Source organism: Bacillus sp. JZ105 (assembly GCF_053903125.1).
This window is the reverse complement of record NZ_CP096387.1, coordinates 3,685,968-3,706,749: the sequence shown is the minus strand read 5'-3', so window position 1 is coordinate 3,706,749 and position 20,782 is coordinate 3,685,968. Positions and strand designations below refer to the sequence as shown.

Here is a 20,782-nt window from a genome sequence, read left to right as displayed (position 1 = left end):
GACTGGTTTTTTTTGCATGCTCATCATATGATAAAGGAAAGGGGGCGGTACGATTGATTACACTACAACCGATGTCACAAACCGATTACGATGCATTGATGGAGAAGGCCATTGAGCGGTACGCGGAAGAAAAGGTACTCGCAGGAACATGGAAGAAGGAAGAATCACTTGCGAACGCAGAAGAACAATTTGACAGACTGCTTCCAGAAGGATTGCAGACAGAGCATCATGAGCTGTGGAATTTCTTAAATGGGGAAGAAGCGATTGGCTGGGTTTGGCTTTGCTATGACCCGAATCATCCGCAGCACGAAGGATTTATTTATAACTTTATTTTGTTTGAAGCTTATCGAGGAAAAGGCTTTGCAAAGCAGGCCATTGCTGCATTAGAGGAGCAGGCAAAGTCATTAGGTGTGCAAAAACTCTCGCTCCATGTCTTTGCTCACAATCAAATCGCCCGTTCGCTGTACGAGAAAACGGGATTTGCAGAAACCGGTATCTATATGAGTAAACCTTTATAAAAAAGACGAAGTACCGTGCAGAAAGCGTACGGTACTTTATGAGGACATCATGGCATCCTGAGCCGTGACTCTGTATAAATCGACTTTACACTTCACGAAAGCGCGAATGATCGCTGGAACTTGAGCTTCTGAACGAATTAACAATGAGGTCTCGTCATCACTGATCACAAGATCTGTTCCGACAGTTTGTAGGTACTGTGTGAGAACAGGTTTCACCTCATCATCAATCCATGCATGCTTGAAGGTTGCACGTATGTTTGAGGATGTGATGGTTTTCTCTTGAGGATGAGTATGTGGGGACACTAATTTTCCTTCAGAAATGAACGCCGTTTTGGTACAAATACTATTGGTGAACCTTGGGCGGTCAGCTGTTAAAAAGACGGTTTTCCCTTCATCCTTTAATGTTTCAATAACCCGCTGGATGTGCAAGATCGAATCTGCATCAATATCGGCAAAAGGTTCGTCAAGTAAAATAAATTCCGGCTGATGGGCGATGGCCTGCGCCATTCCAAGCCGCTTTTTCATACCAGGTGTGAAGGCACCGACCTTTTCCTGATGATCATGATGTAAACCGACAAATTCGAGCAGTTCTTCATAATCACTCGTTCTCTGGCGTGTTCCGGTGATTTTTGATAAATAGGCAATATGCTCAAGAGCCGTAAGACCTTCATATAAATCCGTATATTCAGGCAGAACACCGATATGCTGTCTCACTTTTTTTAGCGAAGGCATATTCATCACTGTAAACGTACCAGAGGTAGGCCGGGAGATGCCGGTAATGATATTGAAAAACGTCGTCTTACCAGATCCCTTTGGTCCAATGAGTCCGAAGATGTCGCCTTGATTGACATCAAGATTAATATGATCTATTGCGACTTTTGTACGATATTTTTTTGTGAGCCCTTTTGTATGAAGCATCTACACATCCCTCCTTTGAAACAACAGTGCAGTTCCAATGAGTAAGATAACGGTCAATGCCGTGTTCATTAGGACATAGGTCAGCGGTTCACTCCAGCGCGCATAATAATAAGGCGTCATATATTGGAACCAATGAATCATTCGTTCTGAAGAAAGAACAGAAATCATACTGACGATTGGGAAAAGAAAGGAAAATAACATACCGACAAACATTGATTTCTGCGGTGTTGGAAAGAGCATGGACAAAAATAAAGCACATGAGATACCGACACTGATAAAGGTTAAGATTTTTAAGGCATCTGAGAACAGAAAACGGTGTGAAATCACCATATTCAGCACATATGTCGTCATAATACAACTAAGCCAAAACAGCATCAGTCCTAGATATTTCCCGATGATAATGTTCAAACGGGTTGTTTTACTGACGAGAAAACGAATGGTTTTCAAATGAATTTCGCGGCTTAAAATATCATGAGACAACAAAAAAATAAGGAAGAAACCAAATAAAGACATCACCAGTTCATTCCCAATAGAATAAGGATCCTTTGCCAGTTCCCATTTTTCCTGATGAGCAGCGATAAACGGAAGACTTGAAACAAAAGTAGATAAAATGAAAATAATAACAATTGTTAAAATAGATTTTGTGCTTTTGAAGAGCTGCTTAAACTCATTCATACAGATGGTCCACACACGCTGTACCTCCCTTCACCTTTATTATACCCCTAGAAAAGAAAGACACCATATCTCGCGCTTTAACATTTGTTTAAATTTCATAAAAAGAAGACTCTTCCAGCACCAGTTGACTCATTTTTAAAAATGTTCAGAAAAATAACTTGATTTATCAAAAAACATCATGTATGATAGCTTTAATTCAAGATAGTTATACAGGCAATGACGAGAGAAAGTACAATCATCAATTTTTCCACAGAGAGCTTCGGCAGCTGAAAAGAAGCAAAAATAATGATTCGAAAAATGGTCTCTGAGCCTCGTGCTGAACATATCTATGATATTAGTAGGTGACGACGAGAGTTGGTACTCGTTATCAAAACCACAGTATATGAGCCAGATTGGAGCTTTGTACTTGTAGAGGCTGTTTAGCGCGAGCAAACAGTAAATAAAGGTGGTACCACGAGACAAATACCTCGTCCTTATGATTCAAAGATAAGGATGGGGTATTTTTTATTGTCCACTTTTTTTCATACAATTGTTCAAATGTTCCACGTGAAACACCACATCCATTTTTTCAAATGAAAGGGAGATTGACATGAGTGAACATGCATTGGTTTTACAATCAGATTTCGGCATTGATGATGGAGCTGTCAGTGCAATGTACGGAGTGGCAAATACGGTCAGCAGCAGCATCCGCATTTTCGATTTAACACACAATATTCCGCAGTATGACATTTGGGAGGCATCTTATCGCCTGCTTCAAACCGTCACATACTGGCCGGAAGAGACGGTATTCGTTTCCGTCGTTGACCCGGGCGTTGGATCAGAGAGAAAAAGTCTTGTCGTCAAAACGACAAGCTCACACTATATCATTACTCCAGATAACGGGACACTCACGCACGTTGCCCAGGATATTGGCATTGTGGAAGCCCGTTATTTAGATGAAACCATTAACCGGCTGCCAAAGTCGGGAAAATCACATACATTCCATGGGAGAGATATTTACGCTTATACAGGGGCGAGAATTGCATCAGGTGTGATTTCTTTTGAAGAGGTTGGGCCAAAGGCGAATATTGATGATATTATCCATCTTCCAGTCGTACAGGCTTATGCGGAAGAAGATGTGATCACAGGGACGATTGATATTTTAGATGTGAGATTCGGAAACCTATGGACAAACATTCATCACACGCTATTTGAACAGCTTTCAATTAATTATGGGGATGCAATAGAAGTTACCATTGCCAACGGGCCGAAAAATGTGTATAAAAATATCATGACCTATGGACGATCTTTTGCCGACTTAAAGGTAGGCGAACCACTCGTATATGTCAATTCACTCGACCATTTAGGCGTGGCGATCAATCAAGGGTCATTTGCAAAGGCTTATAACATCGGTACAGGCACAGGCTGGCGCCTTTCGATTCGCAAAGCTCCGCGCATTATATACGAATAAGAGGAGGATACATCATGGCAGGAAAACAACTTTCAACGAAAACTGTCGTTGCCATTGGAATTGGCGCAGCCGTCTTTGTGATTCTAGGACGATTTGTCTCCATTCCAACTGGAATTCCGAATACACAAATTGAAACCTCATACGCATTCCTAGCATTAATGGCCGTGCTATTTGGTCCTGTTGCAGGCGCACTGATTGGTTTTATTGGCCATCTCATTAAAGATGCGACCACATTTGGCCCTTGGTGGAGCTGGATTATTGTATCGGGTGTCGTTGGTTTATTGATCGGCTTTATTTCTAACCGTTTAAAAGTAGAAGAGGGCGACTTCGGCTGGAAGAAAATCACGCTCTTTAATGCCGTACAAGCAGGTGCACAGGCATTAGGCTGGTTTATTATTGCTCCTGTACTCGACATTGTGATCTATGCAGAACCTGCGAACAAAGTGTTTGTTCAAGGCATCGTGGCAGGGATTTCAAACATCATCACAGTTGGTGTACTAGGAACCATCATCATTGCAGCTTATGCGAAAACGAGAAGCAAAAGCGGCAGTCTATCGAAAGAAACATCATGAAGCAAGGTGGAACACATAAATGAAGAAACCGATGATTCAATTCGAACATTTCGGATTCAAGTATCGCAGTCAGGCAGAACCAACATTAAAGGATATCAACCTGACCATCTATGAAGGAGAAAAAGTTCTCATCGCAGGCCCGTCTGGATCGGGAAAAAGCACACTAGCCCATTGTATCAATGGGCTAGTTCCTGCGTCTTATAAAGGTTCTATGGAAGGAAGTCTTCACATCGGCGGGAAAAATGCAGAGAAAGAGAACATTTTCTCCCTCTCACAGCTTGTCGGAACGGTGCTTCAGGACCCTGATGGACAATTCATCGGGCTGACCGTTGGAGAAGACATCGCGTTCACGCTTGAAAATGATCAAGTCACACGCGAAGAAATGAACACACGTGTCGAGGAAGCTGCCAGATTAACAGAGGTAGACGGCAAGCTGGCATCGTCCGTGCATGAGCTGTCAGGCGGGCAAAAACAACGTGTCGCCATTGCGGGCGTACTTGTCAATGATGTCGACATTCTGCTGTTTGATGAACCACTTGCAAGCCTAGACCCCGCAACAGGTAAAGAAGTCATCGACCTCATTGACCGGCTGCAAAAACAAACGAAAAAAACCATCGTGATGGTTGAGCACCGATTAGAGGACGTCCTCTTCCGTCATGTGGACCGCATTATCGTTGTCAATGAAGGAACGATTGCAGCGGATATGACACCAGATGAATTGCTCGCCTCAAACGTATTAGAAGCGGCATATTTACGTGAGCCTTTATATGTAAAGGCGATGAAATATGCAGGTATTCCGGTTGCACCGGGAGATCAGATCGCTGATTTACAGCGTCTCACCTTAGACGACGAGGCAAAAGAGAAAATCGAACAGTGGATGGAAGCGTCTGAACCGTCAGTCGAACAGAATGCAGCACAGGATTTACTAGAAGTGCGCGAACTGAGTTTTGACTATCCAACAAGACCAAACACGCTGAGCAACATCTCTTTTACCGTCAAAAAAGGAGAAATGATCAGCATCGCAGGAGCCAATGGCGCAGGCAAGACAACATTGTCCAAGGTGCTCTGTGCGTTTGAAAAGCCAACGAAAGGGACAATTCTTTTAAATGGTGATGACATCACAGAAGATACGATCAAACAGCGCTCTGAACGAATCGGCGTCGTCATGCAAAACCCAAATCAAATGATTTCTAAACAAATGATTTTTGATGAAGTCGCATTTGGTCTCGTTTTAAGAGGCATAAAGGAAGAAGAGATCAAAGAACGGGTGGAGCGGGTCCTGAAAGTGTGCGGACTGTATCCATTTCGGAACTGGCCGGTCTCAGCCCTCAGCTTTGGACAGAAAAAACGCGTCACCATTGCATCTATTCTTGTTTTAGAGCCAGAAATCCTCATCCTAGACGAACCAACCGCAGGACAGGACTTTAAACATTACACAGAGATGATGACGTTTTTAGAGCAATTAAACCAGCAGGGTGTCACGATTTTCATGATCACCCATGATATGCACTTGATGCTTGAATACACAACAAGAACCATTGTCATTTCAGATGGAGAAAAAATCGCAGATGATACACCAGCCAAAGTGCTGACAGATCAGCTGCTTGTCCAAAAGGCGAGCTTAAAGGAAACATCGCTGTATGAACTGGCGCTGAAAGCTGATTGGCCGAATCCAAATGAACTCGTGGAACGCTTCATTGAGGTTGACAGAAAGGAACGAATGACATGGCTGTAGACATGCTGTCCTATATCGATCGCCCGTCACCGATTCACCGGCTGACAGGTGCAACCAAACTCATTTGCTTTATCCTCTGGTCATCCGCAGCGATGCTCACGTATGATACAGGCGTATTAGTGTTTATGCTAGTTGCTAGTATCGTGTTCTTTCTGCTATCGAACGTACGATTTCGTGATATTTCCTTCGTGGTGATCGTCCTGGCGATTTTCCTAGTGATCAATAACATCGCCATTTACATCTTTGCGCCCCAGCAAGGTGTCGCCATCTACGGAGCAAAGCATGAGCTGTTTCATATTGCCGGCTGGTACAACGTCACACTTGAACAGCTTTTCTATCAATTGAACATTACGCTAAAATACGTGACCGTGATGCCAGCAGCGCTTTTATTTATTGTGACAACAAATCCAAGTGAATTCGCCTCATCTCTCAGCCGAATTGGGGTCAGCTACCGGATTTCGTATGCGGTAGCGATTGCTCTTCGTTATATTCCAGATATTCAGCGGGATTTTCGCACGATCGCGATTTCTCAGCAAGCAAGAGGCATTGATTTATCGAAGAATGAAAAGCTGGGAAAACGGATCAAAAATGCGCTGTCGATTGTGATGCCGTTGATTTTCTCCAGCTTAGAGCGGATTGAAACGATCAGCAATGCGATGGAGCTGCGAGGGTTTGGAAAGCATAAAAAGCGAACATGGTTTACAGCAAAAGACTTTCAAAAAGCAGATTATGTGGCGTTATTGTTTGTTGGTGTGGTGCTGATCGTGTCGCTAGTGATTACATTTGTTAGAGGAACGAGATTTTATAATCCATTTTTATAGAAAGAAGCCTTCACAGAAGTGGAGGCTTTTTTTAGTTTGTGGATAAAAGGTGTGAGAAATGGTAAAAGACTATTAACATGTGAATAAATCGGTTATATTGGACAATGAGCGAAACACTTGTGTATAACTAAAGAACTTATTGGAGGAATAAGAAACTTATGAATAAAACATTTTATGCTTGTGCAGAACACATAGAAACCGTATTAGACATGTACATAGATGATCACGAAACGCCGCCGGAATTCAGAAAAATCGAACATACACACAGTTTATCCACAACCTGTGAATTGTGCGATGAACCTGCAATATATATAGTGGGGAACGAATGATCGGACACAAAATACACAAATTTTATCCACAATTGTTGATAACTTATATGAATAACTTGTTCTTAAGGTGGGGATGACCTGTGAATATATCAATTATCACAGTAGGAAAATTAAAAGAGAAATATTTAAAGCAAGGCATAGCCGAATACACCAAACGATTACAAGCTTACGCAAAAATCGAGATCATTGAGCTCGCGGACGAAAAAGCACCCGAGAATCTCAGTGATCAAGACATGAAAATCATCAAAGACAAAGAAGGCGAACGCATCCTAAGCAAAATCAACCCAGACGCCCACGTCATCGCCCTCGCCATCGAAGGAAAAATGAAAACTTCCGAAGAATTAGCCGATACAATAGATAAGCTGGCAACATACGGAAAAAGCAAAGTATGTTTCGTCATAGGCGGATCCCTTGGACTAAGTGATGCTGTCATGCAGCGTGCGAATGAGAAACTGTCATTTTCGAGGATGACGTTTCCGCATCAGTTGATGAGATTGGTGTTGGTGGAGCAGATTTATCGGGCGTTTCGGATTGTTCGGGGGGAGCCTTATCATAAGTAGATGAGGTATTTTACCATTTAATAAAACCTAATAAGAAATCTTTGTTTTATCTATCTGTAAACTTAAGTACAAACTATTATCTACACTTTATTCTACTAATTATTTGCTATAATTAAGATGAATAGTGCTTTGAAACGAGGTTTTATAGATGAATACAGTTCTGACAAGACCATCAGCAGCGCCTGTGATTCAGGCGCTTCGTTCTATTGGATATAACGCTAGCACAGCTATTGCTGATCTTGTAGATAACAGTCTCGATGCTAAGGCATCAACTATTAAAATTAATTTTACTTATAACGATACAGATGGAATGATTACCATAAAAGATAATGGTTTCGGTATGACTGAAGATATGCTTCAAATTGCCATGAGTATTGGTTCTAAAGACCCAAGAGAGCATAGAAGAGCAAACGAACTCGGTCGTTTTGGAATGGGGTTAAAAACGGCTTCTTTTTCACTTGGGAAGCGGTTGAGTGTTTTGACAAAAAAAGATGGAGTATATTATGAGAGATGCTGGGATCTTGATCATGTATCGGAATGTAATGAATGGCAGCTTTTTACCAGAATTCCTGAAGAAATCAAATTGAAAATGGGTGAAATAAAGGAAGAAAACGGCACAGTCGTCTGTATTGATAAACTTGACCGTTTTATGGGAGTCGGACGAAAGCGCAGATTAAAGGAAACAAGCTTCTACAATAAAGTTTCCCGTATTAATAGACACCTGGAATTTGTCTTTCACTCTATACTGGAAGAAAAAGAAGTAAGCCTCTTTATTAACGGTAAAGTGATAGATCCGTGGGATCCCTTTATGAGGAGTCATTCAAATACACTGGAAGGAGAAATGCAGATTCTTAAAATTAATGATAATAGAATTAAAGTACAGTATTTTATTTTGCCTCATGCATCCAATCTAACAGAATCTGAATATAAGAAGGCTGGCGGTTACAAAGGCTGGCGTGATCACCAGGGGTTATATATCTATAGAGAAAATCGTCTTCTATATTTTGGTGATTGGATGGGGCTGTTTCCAAAGGATGTAGCTTCACAGCTGGCCAGGGTTCGCATCGATCTTCCGAATTCAGCTGACTCAGACTGGCAGGTTGATATAAAAAAATCGGGCATTAATTTGCCTGAAGACGCTAAAAGAAGACTTGAATCCATTTCATCCATTGCACGAAAAGTTTCAAGGGATATGTTTTATTTCCGGACACAGTCTGGTCCTAGAAATCCTTCTGTTAAGGGAAGTCTAAATACATGGGAGCAGTCAGGAAAAGATGATGGTCCTCAATTTATTTTAAATCGGAATCATCCGATTCTTTCTGAGTTGCTTAAAAATTTGGATGATGAACATGTAAAACTCTTAAACTTATACTTGAAATTTGTACAGCTTGGCTCGCCAAGCAATATTATTGATGCTCCTAAGGTTCCAGAAGAAGAAGTGCAAAAGGTTTCAGACAGCAAGAAAGAATTGGTAGTCCAATTTGCTTCTTCTATGATGCAGTTGAATGTTGCTGAAAACGAAGAACAGCTTTTGAATATTTTGTTAACGCAACCTGCATTTGATGAATTAAACCGTGCAACTTTAAAAGTAATTTTATTGGAGGCGAATTTGAATGTCAGCAATTGATTTGAAAGATTTTTTTGAACAGAACTTTTCAAATACATATTATTACCTAAAAACAGTTTATAAAAATCAGGAAGAGGCAGCTGAAAAAGCCTTGGAATCAGCAAGAGGATTAGCGTCGGCGGAGAGCCATATTGACGATCCAACATTTCAAAGATGGTCACTTGAAATGTACATAAAGTACAAAATTGGTTTGGAAGTTCCAAAGGATTATGTAATGAGAGAATCCAAAGAAAAAAGCTGGTTTGAGCCTAAGATGGTAGCTAGCGGATTTTTCTGGTCCAGGTACCGTAGATATCTCTCCAGTTCGAAAAACTGGCCTTTTGAGGCAGTTACTGCAATAGATGAAACAACGAATCAGATAATGGCATCTATAGGAAATCCAAGCTCGATGGATCCATTCGATAAACGTGGGCTTGTATTAGGTTACGTTCAGTCAGGTAAAACAGCTAATTTCACTGGCTTAATCAATAAAGCTTTTGATGTCGGCTATATGCTAATAATTGTGCTGTCAGGTATTCATAATGATTTAAGAACTCAGACACAGATCCGTCTGAATGAAGAGGTGATCGGAAACCGAACAGACAAAGATGGAAATCCAATAGGGGTTGCCCAAATAAGCGCAAATACGGCTGATCATATCATTTCTTCTTGGACAACAGAAGACCATGATATCAAATCAAGCCAAAGGGGTACTAGTAACCTAAATTCACCAACATTAATGGTTGTTAAGAAAAATAAAACTGTACTAGAGTCACTTCGAGACCAGTTAATTTATCATCGGGATATATATAATTTAGATATTCCCGTCTTAATTGTTGATGACGAAGCTGATCAGGCATCCGTTGACACTTCCAACCCTGATAAAAATGAAGATCCGAAAACGATCAATCGTTTAATTAGGCAAATTCTTGAAATTTTTAGTCGGAAGGCTTTTGTCGGATATACTGCAACACCTTTTGCAAATCTTCTAATCAGCAATGAAGGAAGTACAAATGAAGAAGGCGATGACCTGTATCCAAAAGATTTCCTTGTCGGCCTACCAAAGCCGAAGGAATATTGCGGACCTGAGGAATATTTTAATGTGGAAGAGGACGCTGAAGATACTCGCCCAAGTCTGATCCGCCATTTGCGTCAAGAAGACCTTGATGTATTTACAAAAATTAAAAAGAAATCTGACGCAAATAAATTCGAAGAAGTTCCTCCTCAAATGCGTGAAGCAATACTTGAATTCCTCCTTGTGATTGCTATCCGCAATCTGAGAGGACAAAGAAATAAGCATAATTCAATGCTCATACATACTTCTCGCTTTAAAGATGTCCAGTCAAGTGTAAAAGACGCAGTGGCGCGGGCATTTGATGCTATATCAAAGCAACTACAGTATAATCCAGAAAGCACTGTGATTGCAGAGCTACAAGACCTTTATGAAAATGATATTCTCCCAACAAGTAAAGATTGGCCTAATGAAAATCATCCAGAATTCAGCTGGAATGAAGTATATAAAGAATTGATGAATTGCTGTGAAAGTATCCAAGTTTTTGAGATAAATGGTAACAGCCGGGATGCATTAGACTACCATCAATATAAAGAAGAAGGGTTAAATGTCATTGCTGTTGGTGGAGACAAATTATCCAGAGGATTAACACTAGAAGGCTTAAGTATCACCTATTATTTCCGTAATACGCTTATGTACGATACTCTCATGCAGATGGGGCGCTGGTTTGGCTATAGAAGGGGTTATATGGATATCTGCCGCATTTATACTTCTAATGAGATTGCTTCAAATTTTGAACATCTGTCTATTGCGATGATTCAACTTCGACAGGAATTTGACCGTCTGGCTGCAATGAAGAAGACACCTTCTGAATATGCAATAAAAATGCTCAGCCATCCAACAATGAAGCTTACAAGTCCTTTGAAAATGAGAAATGCAGTTTCTTCAAATGTCATTTATGCTGGTACCCTACAACAGACAAGACTATTTGATCCAAGTGAAGATGTAATGAAAGGAAACATGGATGCGGCTGTTAAACTCGTTAATATACTTCCTCTAACAAAGACAACATACAAAAAGACCAACTTCTACTCGGCATCTGGTGTGAACGCAGAACACATAAAGGGATTTCTGTCAGAATATCGAACGGCTGACAGTAATATTGTAAATTCTGCACTAATTGCTGACTATATTGATAGAGTGAACAAAGAGGGCGAGTTATTAAATTGGACAGTTTCAATTGTAGAAGGTCAGCTTAAATCTGCTAATGGTCTATCGGAATACCCGGTTGAATTAGGGAAAATCAGTTTGAAATCTGCTTCTGCACTTGGGAATAAAATCAAAGAGCCTGATAGCAAGTATCAAATTAGAGACATTGGGGCTATTGTGTCTCCAAACCATGAGGACATGGATTTGGACTTCGATAAAATTAAAGAACTTAAAGAGCGTAAAGATAAACGAGGAGTGCGTTCAAAGGAAAATGGCCTAATGTTAATATATCCTTTGCATCCAGAAGTTCCTATCTTTAAGAGTTTAGATGTGAAATTCTCCTCGAAACTAGTGCCAATTGGAATTGCGTTTTCTTTCCCTGCGACGGAAATCGAAGAGAAAGGCATCTACCAGACAAATAAAACGATATAATTTTTAAGGAGAGTACTGTGTTGAACCTAAAATTAGAATTTGAGGAATTGATACAAGAACTTAGGGGCAAGGATGATAGTGAAGTTTACAAATTGAATGTCTTGACTTATGAGAATCCAATTATGTTTGCAGGAATTGATCCTACTAATCATCATAGGCAGCTGTACATTGATTTGGGGCCAGGAGGATGGGACGAAGACCAGGAAAAAGCATTGCCTAAATGGAGGGGAATGTCCGTTAAGGTGGAATACTTTGAAAAACTATCCCTCTTAAAGGAACATTATTTTCTTGTTATCCGACAAGAGGATGAACAAAGCCCAGAAATCTTTGAACTTGTTCTGCAGAATCTCGCTGATCATCTGGCAATAGCTGAAGAAGAAGGCTCCCTCTTTTCAACAGTCTATAAGGTACTTGATCGATGGAGGACTTTCTTTCAGCGCGGAGGATTTAAGCGGCTTTCAGAAGAGCAACAGCGTGGGTTGTTTGGGGAATTATGGTTTATTAATGAATGGCTGGAAAAGCATCCTGGCCAGCCGCCTCTTATAATCGAGCATTGGGAAGGACCAACGAAAGGTCGCATTGATTTTAAGGGGACTAGATGCGGAATTGAGATCAAAACAATTATTGAAAAATTATCAAAAACGATTAAAATATCAAATGAAAACCAGCTAAAGCTGAATGAAGCCGTATCTTCAATTTATCTCTATGTATGTTTTCTAGAGCAAAGCCGAACACATGGACTTTCTCTTCAAGAGCTGGCAGGACAGGTTCGTGTCAAGCTTGCAGAAAGATCTGAAAGAATTGCACTAATTTTTAGCGATTTATTGACTGATCTGGGGTTTAGAGAAGAAGAATATGAAGATGTACTGTATTTTATGGAAAAGACAGAGGTGTATGAGGCTGGTGAAAAATTTCCCCGCTTAATAAAGGAGCATCTGCCAAAAGGAATTTCACATGTAAGCTATAATATTGATTTGACTCATTGTTCAGCACATGAGAAGCAGCTGGAAACCATATATCAATTGTTTAGAGTGGAAGGATAAAAGATGAGAGAAACAAGACAAAAAAAAGAATTCCTGCTCGATTTTACAGAAGAGTTAGAGGAAAAAGCAATAAAATCTGGTAGTTACCAGGTTCCTTTCCTGGAAAAAATGATTTCTTTTATGGATAGACCAGATGAACCTGAAATTCTGTTACCTCCTTTTAAGGATTCTGGAAAAAACATTGCCGTAAATGCCTATTCTTATGATGATGAGAATCAAGTATTAGATGTTTACGTTGTTGATTATAACTTTGAGCAGAATGAAGAAGATTTGCTTTCCATCAACATGACTGCTGTTACTGAAATAGCCAATAGGGCAAAACGCTTTATTACAAATTCAAAGAATCTCCTTCAGACGATTGATCATTCTTTGGAAGCTCATGATCTTGCTAAAATCATTGATGAAGTATTGAATAGTTTAAATGAGATTAATATTTTTGTTATCACAAACATGTATTATACTTCCAATAAGCCTGTAGAAATAACCATCCCTGGAATTGAGACGGTTAATGTTCAAGTATGGGATATCGATCGAGTTCAGCAACTGATCACTTCTGAGCAAGCTATTGAAACAGACTACATTAATTTTGAACAGGATTACGGTGAAACATTTGAAATGATGTTTGTCCCTGGCCCTTCAAGTGGTGTGAAGGATTTTGAATGTTATATAGGTTATATTTCAGCTGAGTTACTAGCTAAAGCTTATGATGAATGGGGGCAAAAGCTTGTTGAGCGAAATGTACGTTCATTCCTTCAAGCGAGGGGCGGAACCAACAAAGGCATTCGCGATACATTAAAGGATCCTTTTCAGCGTAAAATGTTTGTTGCATATAACAATGGTATATCAACAGTTGCTCGTACTGGTGACTTTGAACCAGTAAAAGACGGGGTAAACCAATTTAAGATTAAGGGATTAAGTGGATGGCAGATTGTCAACGGAGGTCAAACGACAGCTTCTATTCATAAAGCCTACAAGGATGGTATCAGCCTGAAGGATGTCTATGTTCAGGCAAAACTTACAATCCTACAGGTGAATGAATTTGTTGAAAGGGATCAGCACCAGATCGAAGATGAGATGATTTCACGCATATCACAGTATGCTAATACACAAAACAAGATTAATAAATCAGATTTATTAGCCAATACACGTTTCATGTCTGACCTCGAAAAATTTTCAAGAAATATCTGGATTCCTGGAATAGAGGGCAGAAGATCCGAAAGCAAATGGTACTTTGAACGTGCCAGAGGGCAGTATATGGTTGATATAAATAGACGCAATAGAGGCAAAGAACAGACCGACTTTAAGAAGCAATATCCGAAAAATAAAGTCCTCACAAAAGTTGATTTGGCTAAATATTTCATGTCATGGGAAGGCTATCCTCACGTTTCTAGTAAAGGAGGGGAAGAAGCTTTTAAAAAATTCATGGAGTTGAATAAGAGCTTCTGGAGCGGAAATACCCTAGATAAGATAACATTATCTGTCTATCAAAAACTAATTGCCCGAGCTATAATTAATCTTAGGGTAAAGAAAATTGTTGATGAAATGAAGCTAAGAGGTTACAAAGCAAACGTCCTTTATTATACAACTGCAATGCTTCATCAAATATATAGTGAACAGATAGATTTAGTTGAAGTATGGGAAAAGCAATCCCTTTCCGAAAAATGGGATGATATTATTCGAATAATCGCAGAAAAGACATTGTCCTACCTTAGGGAATCTGCGGGAGAGCGAAACGTTACACAATGGGCGAAGCAAGAAGCATGCTGGATTCAGTACAAAGAAACCTGCGCACAGGAATTAAAAAACTTAATTTAATCTTATCACCCTAATCCTTTGACAGAGATTCAGGGTGTTTTTAATTTAAGGGCATATAGTGTTTTATATACGATGCAATATGATTAACGGAGTGTTGAAGTCCTGCATGAGTTCATGCTCCCAAATGCATATTAACTTCATTACATAGCAGTCTTTTTGATTCACTTCCTGATATCTGAAGAAATTGCCAGAGAACTTTAGAGAGCATTTTCTGACATGGATAGGAGCGCTGTGGTTTTGTTATTCTTTGTGAGAACAAATTGTCTAGTGTATATTCAGGAATCTTACTCGAGTACCCAACATTAAACCACTTGATATAAATATAATTATGATATAATTGAAAAGTTAATTAAAAAACAAATTCAGGAACTTATGTTCTTATCGAAAATATAGTATGAAAGACTACTTCTTAATGAAGTGAGGTTTTATAATGAAAAAATTTAAAGTAATGGATCTCTTTGCAGGGGCAGGCGGTCTCAGCAACGGCTTTGAACAGACAGGCAGGTTCGAAGTGAAAGTCGCTGTCGAAATTAATGAGAACGCACGTAAAACCTTCAAAATAAACCACCATAATGATGTCATTTTACATGAGGATATTACAAAACTTCAATATGCAGACGAAAATGGAAAAAAGATTGGTGAATTCTGTGATATTGATGTTGTGATCGGAGGACCGCCATGTCAAGGATTTTCCAATGCGAATCGGCAGCAGAATACCTTAATTTCTTCGAATAATAATCTTGTTAAGGAGTATTTGCGGGCGATTGAAGAAATTCGTCCTTTAGCTTTTGTGATGGAAAACGTGAAAAGTATGGAGTCAGAAAAGCATAAGTTTTTTTTGAGTGAAGGTGACGAAGTCGAACTTGTTAAGCTGGAAATCGAGCCTGTGGAAGAACATATTAAGATTGGCAGAAGGACATCTTATTCTGTTAATTTGAGAAATTTTCTTATGAATGCGTACGAACAGAGGACAGATTTAACACCTTTTATGATAAGTAATGAACTCTTTTCTAAATTAAATACACTTTTAAAACATGCTAAAAAGAAATCGCCCATTGATTTATTGCGTTTTATAGAAAAAGAGGCAAACTATAAATTTTTTATGAAGGTAATAAACAAGCAATGGCTTAGTCAGCATTGTGAATACTGGAATAGCCTATACCAATTAGATTGGACTGACCTGGGAGAAAAGCTGAAGAATCTTTTATACAAAACAACTGAAGATTTCGCTTCATATACAGATACTCTTGAAAACATCATTGAGGCTCAGAAGATAATACGCAAGATATCAGAAGTAATTGAAAATAAAGTTTTGTTATTCGATATAGAAGAAAATCATGACGATATTGAGATTATCATTAAATCATTTAATGTGTTTAATTATATTAAAAGAAAGTTTACCAGCTTGGGTTATGTATTAAATGAAAATAAGTATATTTTTAATGCTGCTCATTATGGAGTAGCGCAAGAAAGAAGCCGATTAGTTTTAATGGGAATCAAAGGTACTTGTTTAAAAACGAAAACAGTTAAAACGCCTGAGCCATTATTTCATAAAAAGAAAGAGTATAATAAAATCTATGATGCTATAGGTGATTTAGAAAACATTTCACCAGGTGTAAATGTTAAAGATGATGAACTAGATAAGTCGTCCCATCAACCGCTACTTAATAGTCCTCTTAATAATTATCTTAATAATATAGATAAGATTTACAACCATGTTAGAACTGAAACTGGTGAAGTAGCTCTAAAAAGGTTTAAGGCCCTTAAAGAAGGTCAGAATTTCCATAATTTGGATGATTCATTGAAGACAACCTACACAGATCATAGCAGAACACAAAATACGATTTACAGAAGACTTGCATATAATGAGCCTTCAGATACTGTACTTAATGCCAGAAAATCAATGTGGGTTCATCCTGTTATAGACAGAGCTATCAGTATTAGAGAAGCGGCTAGGCTACAATCATTCCAGGATTCATATAAATTCTGTGGATCAAAGGACTCACAGTATCAACAAATTGGAAATGCGGTTCCCCCATTGCTTGCTAGGGCTATTGCAGAGGGAATTTTGCAATCTTTAGGTGAAGAGGTTGAGGAGAATATTAGAGAAATACTTTTGTCTAATCGTGTTGTTGAAAATTCGTTAAAAGAATGTGCATTTTCTGAAGCGAAAAACTTGCGGGTAAAGGTCTGATAAATACTATAACCTGTAAGCTTTATATAACCTATTTAATTTTAAAGTAAATTAATTTAAATTAACTCTTTTGAAATAGCTTTGGATAAAAAACAAGATAAATCATAAGGTTTTGGTACATCACACCAGTATCACTTACCGACCGTCCCATCCTAGGCATGGTCGCAGGCACTAACAAAACATTAATGATCGATGCGGGTAACTCAGAAGATCATGCGAACTATTTCATCCAAAGAACTTTAAAGCACGAGAACGCCAAGCCTGATATGGTTGTCCTCACACATTGGCATTGGGATCATATTTTTGGTTTGCCGGCGATGCCTAATACGCTTTCGATTGCTTCTGCAAAAACAAGAAAGGAAATGGAGAACCTTGTTCCGTTTTCGGTCAGATGAGGCGATTGATGAGCGGGTGAGGGAAGGAAGGGAGATTGAGTTCTATGCGAAGGCCATCAAGGAGGAATATCAGGATCATCGAGATATTCAGGTGGTTTTACCGGATGTGACGTTTGACCGATCTTGGGGGGGGAACTTGTGTCGTGCAGCATGTTGGTGGCGATCATGCTGCTGATTCAGTGATCGTGTATGTGAAAGAAGAGAAAATCCTGTTTCTTGGTGATTGCATTTATCTGAAATGTATGCCGAAAAAGTTCATTATACGGTGAAAGAAATATTGCGTCTTTTAGATGAGTTAGATGCTTTGATGCCGAGAAAGAATATTAAAATTACGTGAACAGAGAACTGAAAGATGTTGAATTGGAAACCATTGTTTACTTTGTAAATGGTTATTAAATAATCTCTAAAAAAAGTCTCATTTGAGTGATTTCCCTCAAACGAGACTTTTTTTGCATCACGGATTGTCACAGACTTATTTTTGGCATTGATAATAAAAACAATCCCAAGTAGGCTTAATTTTCAGGTCGTTGTTTTCGTCCAAAAAAATCAAATCGCTTCACGCAATTGATGGTTCTAAAATGACAATTTTTCATTGTTTCTCCTTTCATTATCACTTGAGAAGTGTTTCATGAGCTAATTAGAGATCTGCCAACATTAAATAATACTTTAAGAATCTTGGTAGATAATAACCTCATTTAAGGGCATCACGGTGAGCCTTATCATAAGTTAGTGAGGGGTGAGAAGGCTAAATTTAGCTGTACAAGCAGCAAAAAAGTACTCTAATCCTTTTCCATCAAACATCTCCATTGCACCAGAATGGAAGATATAACCACTCTGCAAAAAACCGATTAAGCCTAAAGCGGCGGGAGTGATCTAGTAAAATAGAAAGTTTTATGGGCTCTCAAACAACACATGTTGACATATCGTTATTTATCGATATAATGGTTTGTATGGAGCCAATAGAAGTTTTCAAAGCCTTATCCAATGAATCAAGACTGCAAATTTTACAATGGCTAAAGGAACCTGATCGTCATTTTACACCCCATGAAGGGATTGATATGAATACTACAGGGGTATGTGTTAGTCAAATAACAGATAAATTGAAAATGACGCAATCAACAGCATCTCAATACCTTTCAATTTTACTACGAGCTGGATTAATTACGACAGAGCGTATAGGTAAATACACGTATTATAAAAGAGATGAAAATGCCATAAAAAAAATTGCTGAGATTCTAGAAAAAAATATTTAATAAATGAACTGAATTCATACATCAGAATTCAGTTTCATTTATTAAATACAAATCGACTTATCGTAATATGTTTTTTTGTCCATACATATTAACAATTCTAGATATGTAAATGTATTATATATAAGGAGTGATCTACATTGTCAAACACTGTAAAGATTTACATTTTAGCTATTGTAAGTTTTTTAGTTGGTACATCAGAGTATATCATCTCTGGTATTTTGGATAATATTTCTGAATCATTAGGGATTACGATAGCTGCAGCCGGCCAGTTAATTACGATTTTTTCTCTTGTGTATGCCATCTTCACCCCAGTATTAATGGCTTTAACATCGGGAATGAATAAACGCAAGTTAATGTTATTTTCACTTAGCGTTTTTATTCTAGGTAATATTCTTGCATTCGTCCTCCCTGGGTATCAATTATTTATTGTGTCAAGAATTATTATGGCTCTTGGAGCGGGGATGGTCGTAGTTACTGCATTAACAATTGCTGAAAAAATTGCACCAAAAGGTAAGCAAGGTACCGCTATTGCTACAGTAGTAATGGGATTTACAGCATCATTGATCATTGGAGTCCCACTTGGCAGAATGACTAGTGATTTCTTTGGTTGGAAGGCTGTATTTGGAGGAATAGCCTTACTCGGATTATTAGCTATGGTGATAATTTCTCTTACGATTCCAAAAATCCAAGGGGATAAACCTGTACCTTTAATTCAACAACTCGCTCTTTTTAAAAAACCAAAAGTAGTGTTGGGATTAGCCATCACCTTTTTCTGGCTTGGTGGTTATTCAATTGCCTATACCTACCTATCCCCTTACCTTTTAAATATATCAGGTGTAAGCAGCAAATTGCTGAGTGGAGTTCTCCTCGTATTCGGGATTGCTAGTCTAGTTGGGTCAAAGTTTGGTGGATTTAGTACCGATCGATGGGGTGTGAATTTTACTCTGATTAGTGGAATGACATTACATGTCATCATGCTCATATTGCTCTCACTAGTTACGCATTCTTATGTTGGAGTATTGCTCATTTTAATATTATGGTCATTTGCTGCATGGTCTTCTGGCCCGACTCAACAATATCACTTAGCTACAATGGAGCCAGAGTCATCAGGTATACTATTAGGTCTCAATCAGTCAATGATGCAATTGGCGATGGCTGCAGGTGCAGCTATTGGAGGTATCTTTGTAGAGAGGGTTTCTCTATCTTCTGTTACTTGGGCAGGTGCTTTAGGCGTTGCAATCGCGATCATTGTAACAATATTGGCTTCGCGTGCTACTTCGAGTAATGAAATTCGATATACTTAAACAGTAGAACGATGGGAAAAAACGTGATTCAATTTAAAAAATAATGACAGAAAGTAGGAAGCACCTTTGCACTCAATTAAAAAAATAGGTCAGAGTTTTTGGTACATCACACCAGTATCACTTACCGACCGCCCCATCCTAGGTATGGTCGCAGGCACTAACAAAACATTAATGATCGATGCCGGTAATTCAGAAGATCATGCGAACTATTTCATCCAAAAAAACTTAGAACACGAGAACGCCTCGCCGGATATGGTTGTCCTCACGCATTGGCATTGGGATCATATTTTTGGTCTGCCAGCGTTGCCTGATATGGTTTCAATTGCTTCTGCAAAGACAAGAAAGGAAATGGAGAAGCTTGTTCCGTTTTCGTGGTCAGATGAGGCGATTGATGAGCGGGTGATGGAAGGAACGGAGATTGAGTTTTGCGCGAAGGCGATAAAAGAAGAGTATCAGGATCATCGAGACATTCAGGTGGTTTTACCGGATGTCACGTTTGACCGTCGGATAGAGATTGATCTTGGCGGGGTTACTTGTGTCGTGCAGCATGTTGGAGGCGATCATGCGGCTGATTCAGTGATCGTGTATGTGAAAGAAGAGAAAATTCTTTTTCTTGGTGATTGTATTTATCCGAAAATGTATGCCGAAAAAGTACATTATACGGTGAAAGAAATATTGCGTCTTTTAGATGAGTTAGAAGCTTTTGATGCCGATACGTATATTCCTTCACACCAAAGACCGTGGACAAAAAAGGAGTTTCGTCAGGAAACAGACAAACTTCGGATGATGGCGAAATTCACTGATCAATGTGGTGGAGATAAGCAGAAAATCATGAAAGAATATCAACATTACGTGAACAGAGAACTGAAAGAAGATGAATTAGAAACCATTGATTACTTTGTAAATGGGTATTAAATAATCACTAAAAAAAGTCTCATTTG

Annotated in this window: 17 protein-coding genes, 1 pseudogene and 1 other annotated feature; of the genes and pseudogenes, 16 read left to right on the top strand and 2 right to left on the bottom strand. The window is 39.0% G+C overall.

The annotated features are described in order from the left end of the window. The first annotated feature begins 53 nt into the window (after positions 1 to 53). Complete coding sequence (locus M1D81_RS19035) at positions 54 to 518, top strand: GNAT family N-acetyltransferase (protein ID WP_456266001.1); 465 nt, start codon at positions 54 to 56, stop codon at positions 516 to 518. 36 nt (positions 519 to 554) lie between these two features. Here the strand turns inward: M1D81_RS19035 and M1D81_RS19030 are convergent, their stop codons facing one another. Together M1D81_RS19030 and M1D81_RS19025 are read right to left on the bottom strand one after the other, a co-directional pair. Continuing rightward, entirely contained in the window at positions 555 to 1,436 is an 882-nt protein-coding gene (locus M1D81_RS19030; RefSeq protein WP_024427618.1) for an ABC transporter ATP-binding protein, read from the bottom strand. Next, the gene (locus M1D81_RS19025; RefSeq protein ID WP_025093692.1) at positions 1,437 to 2,126 is read right to left on the bottom strand and encodes an ABC transporter permease subunit; all 690 of its coding nucleotides are present in this window, start codon (positions 2,124 to 2,126) and stop codon (positions 1,437 to 1,439) included. A 192-nt stretch (positions 2,127 to 2,318) separates the two neighbouring features. Beyond that, positions 2,319 to 2,589: a binding site (T-box leader), on the top strand. Between the two features lie 111 nt (positions 2,590 to 2,700). Between M1D81_RS19025 and M1D81_RS19020 the strand changes: the two genes are divergently transcribed. From M1D81_RS19020 to M1D81_RS18950, 15 genes and pseudogenes are all read left to right on the top strand, one after another. Beyond that, complete coding sequence (locus M1D81_RS19020) at positions 2,701 to 3,561, top strand: SAM hydrolase/SAM-dependent halogenase family protein (protein ID WP_024427616.1); 861 nt, start codon at positions 2,701 to 2,703, stop codon at positions 3,559 to 3,561. A gap of 14 nt (positions 3,562 to 3,575) precedes the next feature. Continuing rightward, on the top strand, positions 3,576 to 4,133 hold the full coding sequence (locus M1D81_RS19015; protein WP_024424020.1) for an ECF-type riboflavin transporter substrate-binding protein: 558 nt from the start codon (positions 3,576 to 3,578) through the stop codon (positions 4,131 to 4,133). A 19-nt stretch (positions 4,134 to 4,152) separates the two neighbouring features. Then, positions 4,153 to 5,868, top strand: coding sequence for an ABC transporter ATP-binding protein (locus M1D81_RS19010; RefSeq protein WP_456266002.1), 1,716 nt, complete (start codon positions 4,153 to 4,155; stop codon positions 5,866 to 5,868). Further along, complete coding sequence (locus M1D81_RS19005) at positions 5,859 to 6,689, top strand: energy-coupling factor transporter transmembrane component T family protein (RefSeq protein ID WP_456266003.1); 831 nt, start codon at positions 5,859 to 5,861, stop codon at positions 6,687 to 6,689. Before M1D81_RS19010 ends, M1D81_RS19005 begins: the two co-directional genes overlap by 10 nt. A gap of 158 nt (positions 6,690 to 6,847) precedes the next feature. After that, on the top strand, positions 6,848 to 7,018 hold the full coding sequence (locus M1D81_RS19000) for a CxxH/CxxC protein (RefSeq protein ID WP_065215011.1): 171 nt from the start codon (positions 6,848 to 6,850) through the stop codon (positions 7,016 to 7,018). 80 nt (positions 7,019 to 7,098) lie between these two features. Continuing rightward, positions 7,099 to 7,578, top strand: coding sequence for a 23S rRNA (pseudouridine(1915)-N(3))-methyltransferase RlmH (gene rlmH / locus M1D81_RS18995; protein WP_034621943.1), 480 nt, complete (start codon positions 7,099 to 7,101; stop codon positions 7,576 to 7,578). A gap of 148 nt (positions 7,579 to 7,726) precedes the next feature. Then, positions 7,727 to 9,205 (top strand): ATP-binding protein, encoded by a 1,479-nt coding sequence (locus tag M1D81_RS18990; protein ID WP_456266004.1) that lies wholly within the window; start codon positions 7,727 to 7,729, stop codon positions 9,203 to 9,205. Continuing rightward, on the top strand, positions 9,192 to 11,837 hold the full coding sequence (locus M1D81_RS18985; protein WP_456266005.1) for a Z1 domain-containing protein: 2,646 nt from the start codon (positions 9,192 to 9,194) through the stop codon (positions 11,835 to 11,837). The genes M1D81_RS18990 and M1D81_RS18985 overlap by 14 nt, the downstream gene beginning before the upstream one ends. Positions 11,838 to 11,854: 17 nt before the next feature. Further along, positions 11,855 to 12,880 (top strand): PD-(D/E)XK motif protein, encoded by a 1,026-nt coding sequence (locus tag M1D81_RS18980; RefSeq protein ID WP_342500995.1) that lies wholly within the window; start codon positions 11,855 to 11,857, stop codon positions 12,878 to 12,880. Positions 12,881 to 12,883: 3 nt separating this feature from the next. After that, on the top strand, positions 12,884 to 14,695 hold the full coding sequence (locus M1D81_RS18975; protein WP_456266006.1) for an AIPR family protein: 1,812 nt from the start codon (positions 12,884 to 12,886) through the stop codon (positions 14,693 to 14,695). Between the two features lie 430 nt (positions 14,696 to 15,125). Further along, positions 15,126 to 16,889 carry a DNA cytosine methyltransferase gene (locus tag M1D81_RS18970; protein ID WP_342500993.1) on the top strand — a complete coding sequence of 588 codons (1,764 nt, stop codon included), beginning with the start codon at positions 15,126 to 15,128 and terminating at the stop codon, positions 16,887 to 16,889. Between the two features lie 101 nt (positions 16,890 to 16,990). Next, a pseudogene (locus M1D81_RS18965) lies at positions 16,991 to 17,680 on the top strand (MBL fold metallo-hydrolase). A gap of 554 nt (positions 17,681 to 18,234) precedes the next feature. Beyond that, positions 18,235 to 18,537 carry an ArsR/SmtB family transcription factor gene (locus tag M1D81_RS18960; RefSeq protein ID WP_025093701.1) on the top strand — a complete coding sequence of 101 codons (303 nt, stop codon included), beginning with the start codon at positions 18,235 to 18,237 and terminating at the stop codon, positions 18,535 to 18,537. 137 nt (positions 18,538 to 18,674) lie between these two features. Next, the gene (locus M1D81_RS18955; protein WP_025093702.1) at positions 18,675 to 19,841 is read left to right on the top strand and encodes an MFS transporter; all 1,167 of its coding nucleotides are present in this window, start codon (positions 18,675 to 18,677) and stop codon (positions 19,839 to 19,841) included. A gap of 66 nt (positions 19,842 to 19,907) precedes the next feature. Next, positions 19,908 to 20,756 (top strand): MBL fold metallo-hydrolase, encoded by an 849-nt coding sequence (locus tag M1D81_RS18950; protein ID WP_456266007.1) that lies wholly within the window; start codon positions 19,908 to 19,910, stop codon positions 20,754 to 20,756. The last annotated feature ends 26 nt before the right edge of the window (positions 20,757 to 20,782 follow it).

Excerpts from the sequence above, each read along its gene's own strand:
- M1D81_RS18985 (WP_456266005.1), top strand. The coding sequence starts at position 9,192 with ATGTCAGCAATTGATTTGAAAGATTTTTTTGAACAGAACTTTTCAAAT.
- M1D81_RS19020 (WP_024427616.1), top strand. The coding sequence starts at position 2,701 with ATGAGTGAACATGCATTGGTTTTACAATCAGATTTCGGCATTGATGAT.
- M1D81_RS18960 (WP_025093701.1), top strand. The coding sequence starts at position 18,235 with ATGGAGCCAATAGAAGTTTTCAAAGCCTTATCCAATGAATCAAGACTG.
- M1D81_RS19010 (WP_456266002.1), top strand. The coding sequence starts at position 4,153 with ATGAAGAAACCGATGATTCAATTCGAACATTTCGGATTCAAGTATCGC.
- M1D81_RS19030 (WP_024427618.1), bottom strand. The coding sequence starts at position 1,436 with ATGCTTCATACAAAAGGGCTCACAAAAAAATATCGTACAAAAGTCGCA.
- M1D81_RS19000 (WP_065215011.1), top strand. The coding sequence starts at position 6,848 with ATGAATAAAACATTTTATGCTTGTGCAGAACACATAGAAACCGTATTA.
- M1D81_RS19005 (WP_456266003.1), top strand. The coding sequence starts at position 5,859 with ATGGCTGTAGACATGCTGTCCTATATCGATCGCCCGTCACCGATTCAC.
- M1D81_RS19015 (WP_024424020.1), top strand. The coding sequence starts at position 3,576 with ATGGCAGGAAAACAACTTTCAACGAAAACTGTCGTTGCCATTGGAATT.
- M1D81_RS18975 (WP_456266006.1), top strand. The coding sequence starts at position 12,884 with ATGAGAGAAACAAGACAAAAAAAAGAATTCCTGCTCGATTTTACAGAA.
- M1D81_RS18970 (WP_342500993.1), top strand. The coding sequence starts at position 15,126 with ATGAAAAAATTTAAAGTAATGGATCTCTTTGCAGGGGCAGGCGGTCTC.
- M1D81_RS18990 (WP_456266004.1), top strand. The coding sequence starts at position 7,727 with ATGAATACAGTTCTGACAAGACCATCAGCAGCGCCTGTGATTCAGGCG.